At 69.4% G+C, this 15,324-nt stretch carries 6 protein-coding genes; 2 read left to right on the plus strand and 4 right to left on the minus strand.

The window, feature by feature from the left end:
- Positions 1 to 8: 8 nt before the first annotated feature.
- The 4 genes from ACHMXE_RS01070 to ACHMXE_RS01085 form a co-directional block, all read right to left on the minus strand.
- The gene (locus tag ACHMXE_RS01070) at positions 9 to 4,679 is read right to left on the minus strand and encodes an autotransporter outer membrane beta-barrel domain-containing protein (protein WP_395347386.1); all 4,671 of its coding nucleotides are present in this window, start codon (positions 4,677 to 4,679) and stop codon (positions 9 to 11) included.
- Positions 4,582 to 7,638 carry a beta strand repeat-containing protein gene (locus tag ACHMXE_RS01075; RefSeq protein ID WP_395347387.1) on the minus strand — a complete coding sequence of 1,019 codons (3,057 nt, stop codon included), beginning with the start codon at positions 7,636 to 7,638 and terminating at the stop codon, positions 4,582 to 4,584. The genes ACHMXE_RS01070 and ACHMXE_RS01075 overlap by 98 nt, the downstream gene beginning before the upstream one ends.
- Positions 7,639 to 7,660: 22 nt before the next feature.
- Positions 7,661 to 13,693 carry an autotransporter-associated beta strand repeat-containing protein gene (locus tag ACHMXE_RS01080; protein ID WP_395346358.1) on the minus strand — a complete coding sequence of 2,011 codons (6,033 nt, stop codon included), beginning with the start codon at positions 13,691 to 13,693 and terminating at the stop codon, positions 7,661 to 7,663.
- Between the two features lie 68 nt (positions 13,694 to 13,761).
- On the minus strand, positions 13,762 to 14,007 hold the full coding sequence (locus tag ACHMXE_RS01085) for a hypothetical protein (RefSeq protein ID WP_395346360.1): 246 nt from the start codon (positions 14,005 to 14,007) through the stop codon (positions 13,762 to 13,764).
- Between the two features lie 57 nt (positions 14,008 to 14,064).
- Between ACHMXE_RS01085 and ACHMXE_RS01090 the strand changes: the two genes are divergently transcribed.
- Both ACHMXE_RS01090 and hemP read left to right on the plus strand, forming a co-directional pair.
- Positions 14,065 to 14,886 (plus strand): isocitrate lyase/phosphoenolpyruvate mutase family protein, encoded by an 822-nt coding sequence (locus tag ACHMXE_RS01090; RefSeq protein WP_395346362.1) that lies wholly within the window; start codon positions 14,065 to 14,067, stop codon positions 14,884 to 14,886.
- Between the two features lie 229 nt (positions 14,887 to 15,115).
- Positions 15,116 to 15,277: a hemin uptake protein HemP gene (gene hemP / locus ACHMXE_RS01095; RefSeq protein WP_395347389.1), complete on the plus strand. Its 162-nt coding sequence runs from the start codon at positions 15,116 to 15,118 to the stop codon at positions 15,275 to 15,277.
- The last annotated feature ends 47 nt before the right edge of the window (positions 15,278 to 15,324 follow it).

Raw genomic sequence — 15,324 nt, forward strand, 5'->3', positions numbered from 1 at the left:
CCTCAGCCTCACCACTTCACGCGAACGCCGAGTCCCGCATTGACCGAGCTGCCCACGCGAGCGACGCCACCCGAAGCCCACTGCTTGCCGAGTTCGCCATACAGGCTCGTGCGCTGGCTCAGTGCCAGCGTGAAGCCTGCTGCCAGCTCGGTGCTCGTGCCGCCGATCGGCGCACCCACCGGCGTGATCGCCGCCGGGTTCACGAAGCGCGCGATGTCGTTGCCCTTCGAGCTGCGGTAGACGTTGAGGCGCGCATACGGCTGCAGCGTGCCCGCGCCCGTCGCGAAGCTGCCCTTGATACGCACACCCGCGCGTGCGGTCCAGCTGCTGTCGGCGTCCTGCTGCACCAGCGCACCGGGGATCGCCACGTCGTCCAGGCGCAGGCGCTGGTGGATCAGCTGCAGTTGCGGCTCCACCGACCAGCCGCCCGTGCCCAGCGCGAAGGCCTTGCCCACCTCGATCGAGGCCAGGAAGCTGTTGCCCTTGCCCGTGACACCGGCGCTCAGTTGCGGCTGCACCGTGTAGCGATGGCGGCCGGCCTGCAGCACCGTGTCGGCATAGAAGCCGTCGTCGCTGGTGAACGTGCCGTAGAGGCCCAGGTACTGGCTGCGCAGGTCGTTGCGGCCCGCGGCGCCGTTCAGGAGACCGCTGCTGAAGCCGCTGACACGCGTATCGCCTTCGAGCTGGCCGACATAGATGCCCGCGCGCCAGTTCGCATTGGCCCACAGGTCGGTGCCGGCCTGCAGCCCGCTCACGCGGCCCTCGGCATGCGGCGAGACGGTGCCGCCCTGGCGGATGTCCATGTCGGTGGAGATCAGACGGCCCCAGGCTCGGCGGTTGCCGCCGTCGATGCTCGAGCTCGTACCGCCGCTGCCGCGTACGTCGTCGTCGCCGATGCGCTGGCTCAGGCTGGCGAGCATGCCGAGGTTGCTTTGGCGCAGTTGGTTGGGCAGAGCCGCGAACAACGAAGTTTCGGCGCGGTAGGTCGGCAGCGAGGCACCGGGTTCCGCTTCGGTGCGCAGGTACCAGTTCTCGCCCTCGCCGCCTGCGTCGCCTGCATAGAGGCGGTACTCGTAGGCACCGGCGTCAACGCGACCGCCCGAGAGCACGAAGGCGTCCTTGCTGGTTTGCGCGGTGGTGGTGGCGCCGTTCTTCGCGCTGATCAGCTCGATGCCCGCGCCGCTGGTGCGGGCGCCCAGGCCGCCGAGGTTGGTGACCTGCACGGTGGTCTTGCCACTCGCACTGGCGGATGCGCCGTCGAGTACCAGGCGGTCTGCGATGCCCGGGTTGTCGAGCTTCGCGCCGAGGCGCAGCACGCCGTTGTTGCCGACGTAGGGACCAGTCAAGGTGAGCGTGGTGCCCGGGACCGTGCCGAGCAGGGAGACCGTGCCGGCGTTGGTGAGGCCAGCCATCTTCTGGCTGAAGCCGCCGAGGTCGAGCGTGGCGCCGCTGGCGACCACAGCGCTCGATGCGGCGCTGAAGGCGTTGGTGGCGCCGGCCTTCAAGGTGCCTGCGGTCACGCGGGTCTCGCCGCTGTAGGTCACGGTGCCCGACAGCGTGAGCGTGCCTGCGCCGACCTTGACGAGCGAGCCCGTAGTGCCGGTGATGGCGCCCGAGATCGTGTTGTCGCCACCAATGGCGCCGGTGGTCAACGTCTTGGTACCGAGCACCACATCTCCTGCGCCGCCAAGCGAGCCAATGCTCGTGCCCGTTGTCGTCAAATCGATGCGCACCTGGCCACCCGCTGCATTGGTCACCGTGGCGCCTGCCGCGCTCGCGGTGTCTTGCAGTCGCAGCGTGCCCGCGTTGGCGATGGATAGCTTGCCCGCATCCGCCTTGCCACCGAACTGCAGCGTGGCGCCCGATGCAACGCTTGCCGCGCCGCTGCCGAGTGCGCCTGTCACTTCGGTGGCGAGCGTACCCGCATCCACCAGCGTGCCGCCGCTGTAGCTGTTGGCACTGGTCAGCGTCAGCGTCCCGGTGCCGATCTTGCGCAGCTTGCCCGTGCCGCTCATCGTGCCCGCATAGATACCAGCCGTCTTGCCCTGGTCGAACGCGACTTCGGCGTTGTTGACGATATTGCCCTGCAGGCTCGTCGCACTGCCCTGCAGCACGCCGCCCTTCACCGTCGTGCCGCCCGTGTAGGTGTTCGTGCCACCGAGGATCAACCGGCCGGCATCCTCCTTCGAGATACCACCCGCGCCGCTGAGCGCGACATTGAGCGTGGCCGTCATGGTCGCACCCGCGGCCGTGCCGTCGCCCACGCGGATCACCGAGTTGGCGTTGTCCACCACGATGCCGTCACCCTGCACCACATAGCCATCGGTGGCGAACTGCGCACCGGCGATGCGCACCGCGCCGCCGGCCGCATCGACCGTCACGGTGCCAGCCTTGCCGCCGAACACCGCGAACTGGTTCTGCGCCCAGTTGCCGTTGAGCTTGCCGTCCATGTCGGCCCAGGCGTCCATCGAGGGCTGCGGATTGCCCACGCGCCAGGTGCCCGAACCGCCGGCGATCTGGCCGTCGTTGTACTTGGTGCTGTCACCACCGTCCCAGAAGTTCAGCGACAGGCCCGCGCGGTTCACCAGGTTGACCTGGTTCGCCACCGAGGTCTGAACCTGCAGGTCGGCCGCCTTGGCCGAGCCAGGCACCGTACCGATGTCCAGGCCGTTGTCGGTGAAGCTGCCGCCGTAGCTCATCAAGCGATACAAGCCAGGGCCGAAGCTGCCGCCAGCGGATTGCGCGATGTTCAGCGTGCCGTCTAGGTTCAGGTTGCCCGTCACGTTGATCAGGTCGTTGAGCGCGCCGCCAGGAACGCCGGCTTGACCGAGTTCGTAGTTCAGCGTGGAGCCGCCGGCCAGAGTCAGTGCGCCCAAGGTCAGCGTGCCCGGGCTGTTGCCCGCAGCGAGGATGCCGCCCTTGTCGATGGTCACCGCGCCCGCAATGCTGCCGCTGCCAGCAAGCGTCGCGCCGCTCTGGACCTGCACGGCGCCCGTACCCGTCGCACTGCCGCTCTTGTTGTTCACGCTCAGCGTGCCCGCGCCGACGGTAGTGCCGCCGGTGTAGGTGTTGGCGCCCGTGAGCGTCAGCGTGCCAGCGCCCACCTTGACGACCGATCCGCCATTGCCGCTGATCGTGCCCGACAGCGTGGTGCTGTCGCCGCTCGCGCCCAGCGTGAGCGCCTTGGCGCCGAGCACGAACTCGCCCGCGCCGCTCAGCGAGCCGAAGCTCACGCCCGTGGTCGACTGGTCGATGCGCACCTGCGCGCCGGCCTGGTTGAGCACCGTGGCCTTGTCGGCCGTCGCGTCGTCCGCGAAGGCCAGCACGCCGCCCGCGACGTTGGTGATCGTCGACGTGCCCGCGCTCGCCTTGTCCTGGAAGCGCACCGTGCCCTGGTTGCCGATGGCCATGGTGCCGGCATCGAAGCCGCCACCCAGTTGCAGCGTGCCGCCCGACGCGACGCTCGCCGCGCCGCTGCCGAGGGCTCCGGTCACGTCGGTGGCCAGCGTGCCGGCGTCGACGAAGGTACCGCCCGCGTAGCTGTTCACGCTGGTCAGGGTCAACGTGCCCGCACCGATCTTGCGCAGCTTGCCGCTGCCGCTCATCGTGCCCGCGTAGCTGCCGGTCTTGGCTTGATCGAACACGACTTCGGCGTCGTTGACGATGCCGCCTTGCAGGCTCGCCGTGTTGCCTTGCAGAACGCCGGCCTTCACGGTCGTGCCGCCGGTGTAGGTGTTGGTGCCGCCGAGGATCAGGCGGCCCACGTCGTCCTTTACCAAGCCGCCCGCGCCGGTCAACGCCACATTCACGCTTGCGCTGCGCGTGGTATCGGTACCCGATCCATCGCCCACACGCACCACCGTGCCCGAAGCGCCGAGCTCGATTGCATCGCCCTGCAGCACATAGCCATCGGCCGCGAACTGCGCGCCGTTGATGCGCACCGTACCGCCCGCGTTGCTGACCGTGACCGTGCCACCCGTGCCGCTGAACACCGCGAACTGGTCCTGTGCCCAGGCCGCGTTGATCTTGCCGTCCGCACCGGTCCAACCATCTCCGGGGACGCCCACGCGCCACGTGCCAGTGCCGCCCGCGATCTTGCCGTCGTTGTACTTGGTGTTGTCGCCACCATCCCAGAAGTTCAGCGACAGGCCCGTGCGGTTCACCAGATTGACCTGCTTGGCCACCGAGGTCTGCACCTGCAGGTCCTTGGCCGCGATCGGCGCGCTGCCGATGTCCAGGCCGTTGTCGGTCAGGCTGCCGGTGTAGTCGATCAGGCGATAGATGCCCGCGCCGAACACGCCGCCCTTCGATTGCGCCACGTTGAGCGTGCCGTCGAGCTGCAGGTTGCCGTTGACCTGCACGCGGTCGTTGAGCGCGCCACCGACGGTGTTGGCCTGGCCCAGGTCGTAGTTGAGGACCGCGCCTTCGGCGAGGTTCAGGCCGCCGAGCGTCAGCGTGCCGACGCCGCCGTTGCCCGCCGACAGGATGCCGCCCTTGGCGATGCTGACCGCGCCTGCGACGCTGCCATTGCCTGCGAGCGTTGCGCCGGACTGAACTTGCACGCCGCCAGTTCCTGTTGCGCTACCGCTCGCGTTGTTCACGGCGAGCGTGCCCGCGGCGATGGTGGTGCCGCCGGTATAGGTGTTCGCCCCGCTCAATTCGAGCGTTCCACTGCCCACCTTGACGAGCGAACCGCCCGCGCCACTGATCGTGCCCGACACTGTCGTGCTGGTGTTCAGCCCACCCGTGGTCAGCGCCTTCGCCCCCCAGCTGCACGTTGCCCGCGCCTTCGAGCGAGCCGATGCCCACGCCCGCCGTGGCGAGCTTGCTGATACGCAGCAGCGCACCCGCGTTGTTCACCACCGTCGCCTGGTCCGCGCTCACGCGGTCGTACATGTCGATCAGGCCGCCGCTCTCGTTGACGAAGCGCGCCTGTCCGGCGCTCGCATCGTCGAGCAGGTTGATCTGTCCGCCATCGAAGTTGGTGATCTGCGCCTTGCCTGCGTTCGCGTTGAACCACAGGGTGGTGATGCCGCCGCGGTTCTCGATCACGGCATTGCCCGCGCTCGAGCTGTCGCGGAACTCGACCGTGGCGTCCTTGTTCGCCGTGATGGTCGCGCTGCCGGCCGAGCTGCTGTCGCTGAAGGCCAGGAAGCCGCCGTTGTCGGTCGGCGCACTGCCGCGCTGTGCCAAGGTGATCGCGAGCTTGCCCGCGTCGGCCTTGTTGGTGAAGGCCAGCGAGGCATTGCCCGCGACCGACACCGGCCCCGTGCCCAGCGCGCCCGTGACCAGCGCCTGCAGCGAACCCGCCGCGACTTCGGTGCCGCCCGCGTAGCCGTTGGCCGCGCCGAGTTGCAGGGTGCCCGCGCCGGTCTTGCGCAGGCCGCCCGCGCCGCTCACGGCGCCGTTGAGCGCCAGTGTGCGGCTCAGGTCGATATCGAAGGTGTTGCTGCCCGCGCCCAGGCTCACGGCGCGCGTGCTCGCGGTATCGCCGGTCACGTGCAGCGTGGTGCCTTCGAGCGCGAGGCCACCGCTGGCCGCGCCGAGGTTGGCGTCCGACGCGATCTGCAGGATGCCGCCCTTGACGGTGGTGCCGCCGCTGTAGCTGTTGCTGCCCTCGAGCACCAGGGTGCCCAGGTCTTCCTTGACCAGGCCGCCGGTGCCGGTGAGCGCCGACGCGATGGTCGCCGTCATGCCCGCGCTGGCCACGGTGCCGTCGCCCACGCGCACGGTGGTGGCCGCGTTGCCGAGTTGGAGCGCGTCGCCCTGCACGCGGTAGCCGTCGGTGGCGAACTGCGCGCCGGCGATGCGCACGGTGCCGTTGCCGCCGTCCACGCTGACGATGCTGGCGTTGCCGCTGAAGACGGCGAACTGGTCCTGCACCCAGGCGGCGTTGATCTTGCCGTCGGCGCCGGTCCAGCCGTCGCCCGGCACGCCCACGCGCCAGGTGCCGCTGCCGCCGGCGATCTGGCCGTCGTTGTATTTGCTCGGGTCGCCGCCATCCCAGAAGTTCAGCGACAGGCCCGCGCGGTTGACCAGGTTCACCTGCTTGGCCACCGAGGTCTGCACCTGCAAGTCGGTCTTGGCGCCCGGCGCGGTGCCGATGTCCAGGCCGGCGTCGATCAGCCCGCCGGTGTAGCTGATGAGCCGGTACAGGCCCGCGCCGAAGCTGCCGCCCGTGGACTGCGCCACGTTGAGCGTGCCGTCCAGGCGCAGGTCGCCGTTGACGTTGACGAGGTCATTGAGCGGACCGCCCACGGTGTTGGCCTGGCCGAGCTGGTAGTTGAGCACCGCGCCATCGGCGAGGTTCAGGCCGCCCACCGTCAGCGTGCCGGGTCCACCGTTGCCGGCCGACAGCACGCCGCCCTTGGCGATGCTCACCGCGCCCGCGATGCTGCCGCTGCCCGCGAGCGTCGCGCCGCCCTGGATTTGTACCGCGCCCGTGCCGGTCGCGCTGCCGCTGGCGTTGTTCACGGCGAGCGTGCCCGCCGCGACAGTGGTACCGCCGGTATAGGTGTTCGCGCCGCTCAGCGTGAGCGTGCCCGCGCCCACCTTGACGATGGAGCCGCCTACGCCCGGGCCGGGTACCCCGAAGGCACCACCCTTGTCGCTGACCGTGCCGGAGATGGCATCGCTGGTGCCGAGGCCGCCGAGCGTGAGCCGCGTGGCGCCGAGCACCACGCCACCAGCGCCCGAGAGCGAGCCCAGTTCGACACCGGTCTTGGCGATCGAGCCCGACACGTCGACCACGCCGCCCGCGGCGTTGGAGATCGACCCACCCGCGCCCGAGGCACTTTCAGCGAAGTAGACGAGACCGCCCTTCGCGTTGCTGATCTTCGCGCTGCCGACGCTGGACGTGCCCAGGAAGCTCAGGGCGCTGTTGGCGCCATTGGCGATGGTTGCGCTGGCCGCGGTCGAGGCCTGCTGGAAGTAGACCGAGCCGCCCTGGTTGAAGATGGTGGCCGTGCCGGCGCTCGTGTTCTCGCCGAACAGCAGGTAGTTCGCCACTGGCGATTTCCAGTCCGTGCCATTGACCGTGATGGTCGCGTTGCCAGCGGTCGAGTTCGCGCTGAAGCTCAGGCGGTTGTTGCTGTCGGCCGTGCCGGCGCGCGCGATGGTGTAGCTGTTGCCGGCGGCGCTGGCGCTGGCTGAGTTGTAGAAGTACACCCACGTGTCGCTGCCCTGCTGCTGCACCGCGCCGCTGCCGAAGGCCCCGCTCGCGCCGACGCCGATGCTCGCGCCACCCTGCACCACGGTGCCCCCGCTGTAGCTGTTGGCCGCCACCAGGCCGAGGTTGCCGCCCTTGCCCGTGACGGTCAGCAGGCCGTTGCCGCTGATCGGACCGCCGAGGCCGAAGAGGCTGTTGCCCAGGTCGATGGTGCCGCCGCCCGCGCCCAGCACGAGCGCGCGCGAAGCGAAAGACGGCGCGGAGCCGGCCGCGATGCGCAAGGTGCCGCCGTCGATGGCGAGCCCCGTGCCGAAGGCACCGAGGTTGTTGTCGGCCGAGATCTGCAGGATGCCGCCCTTGATGGTGGTGCCGCCCGTGTAGCTGTTGCTGCCGGTGAGCACCAGCGTGCCGCCATCGTCCTTGACCAGCCCGCCCGCGCCGCCGATCGAAGCGGCGATGGTCGCGGTCATGCCCGCGCTGGCGCCGGTGCCGTCACCCACGCGCACCACCGTCTGGGGTGCGCTGATCGTGAGCGGGTCGCCGTTGATGGTGTAGCCGTCGACCGCGAACTGCGCGCCGCCCAGGCGAACCGGCCCGAACCCGCCCTTGTTGTCCACCGTGACGGTGCCGGCCTGGCCGCTGAAGATCGCGAAGCCGTCCTGCACCCCAGGTGCCGTTGGCCAGGCCGTTGGCGTCGGTCCAGTTGTCGCCCGGCACGCCCGCGCGCCAGGTGCCCGAGCCGCCGGCGATCTTGCCGTCGTTGAAGTTCGCGCTGTTACCGCCGTCCCAGAGGTTGAGCACGAGGCCATCGCTGTTGAGAAGGTTGACCTGGTTCGCGACCGAGGTCTGCACCGAGAGCTTGCTGGTCGGAGCGCTGCCGATCACCAGGCCGTTGTCGGTCAACGCACCGGTGTAGTTGATGAGGCGGTACAGGCCCGCGCCGAACTTGCCGCCGGCGGTCTCGCTCACGTTGAGCGTGCCGTCCAGTCGCAGGTTGCCGTTGACGTTGATGAGGTCGTTGAGCGAGCCGCCGGCCACGCCGGCCTGGCCGAGTTGGTAGTTCAGCACCGAGCCCGCGCTCAGGTCGAGACTGCCCACGGTCAGCGTGCCTGCACCTCCGGCCACGCCCGCGTTGCCTGCCGACAGTGCGCCGCCATTGGCCACCGTGACCGCGCCCGCGATGCTGCCGCTGCCCGCGAGCGTCGCGCCCGACTGCACCTGCACCGCGCCCGTGCCGGTCGCGCTGCCTATCGCGTTGTTCACGCTGAGCGTGCCGGCCGCCACCGTGGTACCGCCGGTGTAGCTGTTGGCGCCGCTCAGCGTGAGCGTGCCGCTGCCGACCTTGACGATCGAGCCGCCCGTGCCCGAGCCCGGTTGCACGAAGACGCTGCCCTTGTCGCTGATGGCGCCCGAGATGGCATCGCTGGTGTTCAGCCCGCCCACGGTGAGCCGCGTGGCGCCGAGAACGACACCGCCCGCGCCCGAGAGCGAACCGAGTTCGACACCGGTCTTGGCCGTCGAGCCCGACACGTCGACCACGCCGCCCGCGGCGTTGCCGATCGTGGCACCCGCGCCCGAACTGCTGTCGGCGAAGTAGACCAGGCTGCCCTTCGCGTTGCTGATCTTCGCGTTGGCGGCCGTGGCCGAGCCAATGAAGCTCAAGAGGCTGTTGTTGCCATTGGCGATCGTCGCGCCACCGGCACTGCCGCTTTGCAGGAAGTAGACCGAGCCTCCCAGGTTGTTGATCGTGGCCGAGCCGGCGGTCGCGTTGTCGCCGAACTGCAGTGCATTGCCGGCCGGCGACTGCCAGCCCGAACCGTTGACCGTGATGTTCGCGCTGCCGCCCGTCGCGGTCTGCCCGAACGCGAGCCGGTTGTTGATGTCGCCCGTGGCCGCGCGCCCGACGCTGTAGCTGTTGTTGCCGGCGCTGGCCGAGCCCAGCAGGAACACGAAGGAACCGTTGCCCTGTTGCTGCACGGCGCCGCTGCCGAACACGCCGCTGGCAACCGTGGAGACGGTCACGGCGTCCTGCAGCACCGTGCCGCCGCTGTAGCTGTTGGCCGCCACCAGGCTGAAGCCGCCGCCCTTGCCCGTGACGGTGAGTTGCCCCTTGCCGCTGATGGGACCGCCCACCGCGAAGTTGCTGTTGCCGACATCGAGGGTGCCGCCGCCCGTGCCCAACGCCACCGTCCGCGGAACGAAGAGCGACCCGGAACCCGTGGCGATGCGCAGCGTGCCGCCATCGAGCGAGAGGCCCGTGCCCGCCGCGCCGAGGTTGTTGTCGGCCGAGATCTGCAGGATGCCGCCCTTGACCGTGGTGCCGCCCGCGTAGCTGTTGTTGCCGCCCAGTACCAGCGTGCCGCCGTCGTCCTTGACCAGCCCGCCCGTGCCGCCGATGGCGGCCGTGATGGTCGCGGTCATGCCAGCGCTGGCGGCCGTGCCGTCGCCCACGCGCACCACCGTCTGGGGGGCACTGATGGTGAGCGGGTCGCCGTTGATCGTGTAGCCGTCGACCGCGAACTGCGCGCCGCCCAGGCGCACCGGCCCGCCCGCGCCGTTGTTGTCCACCGTGACGGTGCCGGCCTGGCCGCTGAAGATGGCGACGCCATCCTGCTGCCAGCCGCCGTTGAGCGTGCCGTCGATGCCGGTCCAGCTCGCGGTCGAGCCGCCCGCGCGCCAGCTGCCGCTGCCGCCCGCGACCTTGCCGTCGTTGAAGTTCGCGGGATCGCTGCCGTCCCACAAGGTGAGCGTCACGCCTTCGCTGTTGACCAGGTTGACCTGGTTCGCCACCGCGGTCTGTACCTGGAGGTTCTTCGCGTCCGTCGGCGCGGTGCCGATGTCCAGTCCGTTGTCGGTCAGCGTGCCGGTGTAGTTGATCAGCCGGTACAGGCCCGCGCCGAACTTGCCGCCGGCGGTCTCGCTCACGTTGAGCGTGCCGTCGAGCTGCAGGTTGCCGTTGACGTCGATCAGGTCGTTGAGCGAGCCACCGGCCACGCCGGCCTGGCCGAGCTCGTAGTTCAGCACCGAGCCCGCATTCAGGCTGAGGCTGCCCAGGGTGAGCGTGCCGGCGCCGCCGTTGCCCGCCGACAGCACGCCGCCCTTGTCGACCGTGACGGCGCCCGCGACGCTGCCGGTGCCCGCGAGCGTCGCACCGGCCTGCACCTGCACGTCACCCGTGCCGGTCGCGCTGCCGCTCTTGTTGTTCACGCTCAACGTGCCCACGGCCACCGTCGTGCCGCTCGCATAGGTGCTGGCACCGGTGAGATCGAGGCTGCCGCTGCCCGCCTGCGTCAGGCTGCCGGACCCGCCGATGCTGCCGCCGAAGCTCACGGTGTCGGAACGATCGAAGGCCAGCTCGCCGTTGGCAACCACGTCGCCCGAGATGCTGCCCGCCGTGCCGCCGGCGCCGATCTGCAGCCGGGTGCCCGAGGCAATCGTGGTCGTGCCGCCCGGGACCCTCGTCGTCAGCGAGCCCGTCACCACCGCGCCGTTGCTCACGTCGAACGAGAGATTGTCGGCGGCGACCTTGCCGGTGATGCTCAGTGCCCGTCCATTGGCGAAGCTGAAATCGCCGGTACCGGGAACGCTGCCGGCGTCGAAATCGCCGAGGGTCGCGACCATGTTGGCGCCGGTCAGGTTGACGACGCCCACGGCGGTGCCGCTCAGGGTGTCGGCGACGATCGCGCCAGAACTCGTCTGCCCGATCGCGCCGGTCGAGAACAACACCGTGTCGGTCGCGCTCACCGTGCCGGAGATCGACAGGTTGCTTCCCATCAGGTAGGTGCTGGCACCGCCGTCCACCTTGCCGGTGACGTTCAGCTGGAGACCGCTTTTCACGGTCAGGCCCTGCGCGCTGAAGTCGCCGAGGGTGCCGATCTGGTTGGCCTCGTTGGAGAGCGTGACCGCGCCCGCGGCACTGCCGGTCAGCGTGCCCGCGGTGATCGTGCCGCTGGATTGCGCGATGCCCTGGCTGCTGCTCAGGCTCAGGGTGCCGGCCGTCTCGACATCGGCGGCCAATGCAATGCCGTCGCGACCGCCCAGCGTGACGTTGGCGCCGCGCACGGCGTTGCTGATGCCCAGCTGCCCGCCTTCCGCGGCGAGGACCACGTTGCCGGTGCCGGCATCGATGGCCTGGCTCGGCAGCACGAGCTGGCCGCCGGCGATCACCGAGACGCTGCCATTGGTGCCGTTGGTCAGCGAAGACACGGTGAGGTCGTTGCGGTCGCGGATGGCGATGCTGCTGCCCTGGAGGCTGACCGCGGCGCCGAAATCGTTGTTCGCATCGGTCAGCGCGATGGCGCCCGTGGCGCCGAAGCTGCTGGTGCCGACGACCGACAGCGAACCGGTCTGGGTGATCGCGCCGCCGCTCGTGAGAGCCAGCGTGCCGCCGACCGAGCCGTCGCCCAGCGTCAGGTCGGAGGCCGCGGCGATCGCGGTGTTGCCGCCGGCGATGCCCAATGCGCCGCCGAAGCTGTTGCCGCCTTGCGTCAGCGTGATGGTGCCCGTGCCTGCATTCAGCGTGGTGGTGCCGGCGACCGCCAGCGGGCCGGACTGAACGATGGCGCCGTTGTTGCTCGTGGCATTGATCGAGGCTGCGCTTCCCTGGCCGAGCGAGAGCGCCCCGTTGCTGGTTGCGGTGAGGTCGCCCGTTGCGAGGTTGCCCAGCGTCAATGCGTTCGCGTCGGCAATCTCCGTCGGCCCCCCGGTCAGATTCACCACGCCGCCGAAGTCGTTGCCCGCGTTGTTGAGCGTGATGGCGCCGGCGCCCCCCGAAGCGGAGACGGTGGTCGCGCCGACGACGCTGATCGCCCCGCCCTGGACGACGGCACCTCCTGTGCTGGTGGCATCGATCGATGCGGCACTGCCTTGCCCGAGCGACAGCGTGCCGCCGCTCACGGCCGTCAGCGCACCGGTCGCGATGTTGCCCAGCGTCAGGGAATTGGCGGCATTGATCTGCGTGGCGCCACCCGCGAGGTTGACGAAGCCGCGGAAGTCGTTGGCGTTGTTCGTGAGCGAGACCGCGCCACCGTTCGCCTGAATGCTCAGCGCTCCGCCACCGTCGATGGCGCCGGTCAGAGCGATGGCGGAGCCCGTGCTCGTGATGCTCCCCGTGTTGGCCCTGACCACCACGCTGCGCGCGCTCGTCAGATCGCCGGTCGATGCGAGCGTACCGCCATCGAGCACGAGCCTGCCCAAGCCGAGATTGGCGTCGCTGGCGACCTGCAGCACGCCATTGAGAACGACCGAGTCGCCCGTGTAGACGTTGTTGCCGCTGAGCACCAGCGTGGCGCCGCTGGCTTGCGTGAGGTCCCCGCCACCCGAGATCGCGCCCGAGAGTTGCACGCCGTTCGCGCCCGTGAAGGTCAGCCCGCCGGTGCCCAGAACGACGTCGTTGGCGAGCGAGAGACCGGGTACCGCGGTTTCCAGCGCCCCGCCGTTCGAAGTGACCGTGCCCTTGCCCAGCGACAGCGCGTTGTCGACCACGGCGGTCGCCCCCGAGCCCAGCGTTGCCTGGCTCACGGCCGAGGCGCCGTTCAACGTCCAGGTGCCGCTTTCGACATCGAGCTTGTTGAAATTGAGAAAGCTGCCGTTGGCGATGGTGCCCGTGAGCGACGTGCCCTGCCGCAGGCGCAGCGTGTTGTTGCCGCCCGAGCCGCCGTCGACCATGCCCGCGGCGGCGAAATTGACCGTGACGGCGCCGATGCCGAGATTGACCGCCGGAGCCACGCCCCCCGCCGCGTTGACCGACGAGTCGGTCGTCGCCACGAACAGGTTGGTGCTGTTGGCGCCGAGAGAGACGCTGCCATTCACGACGCCCGAATTGGTGAAGGTATTGCCCCCGGCCGAGGAGCCCGATCCGACGCGCCCGGTGATGGTGCCGGAATTGTCCACGTTCACCTGTCCACCGCCGTAGCCCACCATCACGCCTGCGTCGGGAGCGCTCAAGGTTGCCCCGATGATGGGGGACGTGGACAAGGTGCCCGTGTTGGTGATGTTCGATGTGCCTCCAGCCCCGTTCTGAATCGCCAGCGCCATCCCGGTCAGCCCCAACGACAGCCCCCGGGTCCCGCCGAGGATGCCGTTGTTGGTCACGGTCTGCGTGCTTGCCGCCGCGTTGCCCATGACCACGCCCGACGACAACACGCCCAGGCCCGTGCCCAGGAGGGTCGGATCGATCCGGCCGTTGTTGGTCAGCGTGTCGTTGGAGCCCGTGAGCGTCATCGCATTGCCGCCCACGCCCAGGAGCACGCCCACGCTGCCGCTCGGGTTCACCGTGACGTTCAGGTTATTGGAGCCATTGGCGAAGCTCGGCGCGAGCGGGTTGGCCGCCCCGCTGCAGGTCACGTTGCTGCCAGCGGTCGTGCATGCCGCCTGGGCGGGGAAGAAGCTCGTCGCGAACAGGGCAAGCGCCGCGCCTGCAACGGTGGTCGATACGCTGCGCTTGCCGCAGGAACGGGTCGTTTCCGGTACGGCGACCCAGCTACCAGTGGCTGCATTCCAGAGGCTTCTGAAGGCGATGTTCATGGGGATGTCTCGATGCCTTGTTGACGGTTAGAACGTTTTGACACAATTATGAATTGCACCGCAATGGTTCATAACTGTTGGTTCAGCTTTTCGTCAGTCTTGAGCGCGGGCCGTTGCAAAGAGAAAACAGTGCAGCCTTCCCTGGTCAGAACAGCCACGCTGGAGGTCTTGGTTCCTGAAATCTGAATAAAGAGGAAATCGGGAAGCTTCGGGCAGCATCTGTTGTTATTGACCCGACAAATGACGGCTTTCTTCGGGCGCGACACGCTCTTGCAGGCAGCACTTTCAAGGGTCGCGACCGCAGTTTTTTCCAAGCCGCCGCGTCGCGCCTTTCCTAAGCTCTGGCCACCTTCACCTAACCGCCCGAGCCGATGCCATCACAGACCGACCTCTTTCATCGCCTGCACACGGCCCCCGCGCCCCTGATCCTCGTCAACGCCTGGGACGCCGCCAGCGCCCGCGTCATCGAACGCGCCGGCGCGAGCGCCATCGCCACCACCAGCGCGGGCATCGCGTGGTCGCTCGGCTATGCGGACGGCGAACGAATGCCCGCCGATGAACTGGTCGCGGCCTGCGCGCGCATCCGCCGCGTGTCGCGCGTGCCGGTGAGCGTGGACCTCGAACGCGGCTATGGCGACAGCACGCAGGCGGTACGCGACGTGGCGGCGGCGCTCATCGACCTGGGCGTGGCCGGCATCAACATCGAGGACGGAACGCGGCCCGGCACGCGCGAGCTGGCGCCGCCCGAGGTGCTGTGCGAGCGCATCGCGGCGATCCGCGCGCTCGATGGGCACTTCTTCATCAATGCGCGCACCGACACCCACATCGTCCCCTGGGACGACCCGGCGGCGCGCTTCGAGGAAACGCTGCGCCGCGCCACGCTCTGCGCGGCGGCGGGCGCGGACGGCATCTTCGTGCCCGGCCTGTCGAGCCCCGAGGAGATCGCGCGCCTGTCGCGCGCGGTCGCCCTGCCGGTGAACGTGTACGCGGGCTATGCGGGCGCGCCCACGGCCGAGACCCTCGCCCGGGCCGGCGCGCGCCGCATCAGCCTCGGCTGCGGTCCGCTGCAGGCGGCGCTGGGCCTGGTGGGCCAGCTCGCGAGCGAGGCCTTCGCGCAGGGTCGCTTCGATGCGATGGACGAACGCATGCTGTCGGTCGGCGAGCTCAATGGGCTCTTTTCATCCATCGACTGAAAATTCATCTTCCATTAATGCGAATCACTCTCATTCAGTGCTATAGTCGAGCCAAGTCACCAACCAGCTTCATTGCGAAGCAACCACCGCCACCATGCAAGCTCTCCTCTCTCAAGGAAGCCAACCGTCCCCGTCGGGACTGACGAGCCACCGTCCGACCCTGCGCGTACGCCGCGCCGCGACGCCGCAGCCCGTCGCCCTGGCGGCCGAGGCCTTCGTGCACGCGCCGGTGCTCGCCGACGAAGTCGCCCGCGAAGCCGCGGCGCTCTCGACGGCCAGCCTCGACAGCGCGGCGCTGCTGCGCGGCCAGAAGGTGGTCGAGATCTCGCACAACGGATTCGTGTACAGGCTGCAGGCCACCAAGCTGGGCAAGCTCATCCTGACCAAGTAGTTTCAGTTTCATCGTGGGGCGACTCCGAGACTCAACGGTCTCCAAGG

It is taken from the genome of Variovorax sp. UC122_21, from assembly GCF_044056785.1.
Taxonomy (GTDB): Bacteria; Pseudomonadota; Gammaproteobacteria; order Burkholderiales; family Burkholderiaceae_C; genus Variovorax.

Excerpts from the sequence above, each read along its gene's own strand:
- ACHMXE_RS01075 (WP_395347387.1), bottom strand. The coding sequence starts at position 7,638 with ATGACCGCGACCATCGCCGCTTCGATCGGCGGCGCGGGCGGGCTGGTC.
- ACHMXE_RS01090 (WP_395346362.1), top strand. The coding sequence starts at position 14,065 with ATGCCATCACAGACCGACCTCTTTCATCGCCTGCACACGGCCCCCGCG.
- ACHMXE_RS01080 (WP_395346358.1), bottom strand. The coding sequence starts at position 13,693 with ATGAACATCGCCTTCAGAAGCCTCTGGAATGCAGCCACTGGTAGCTGG.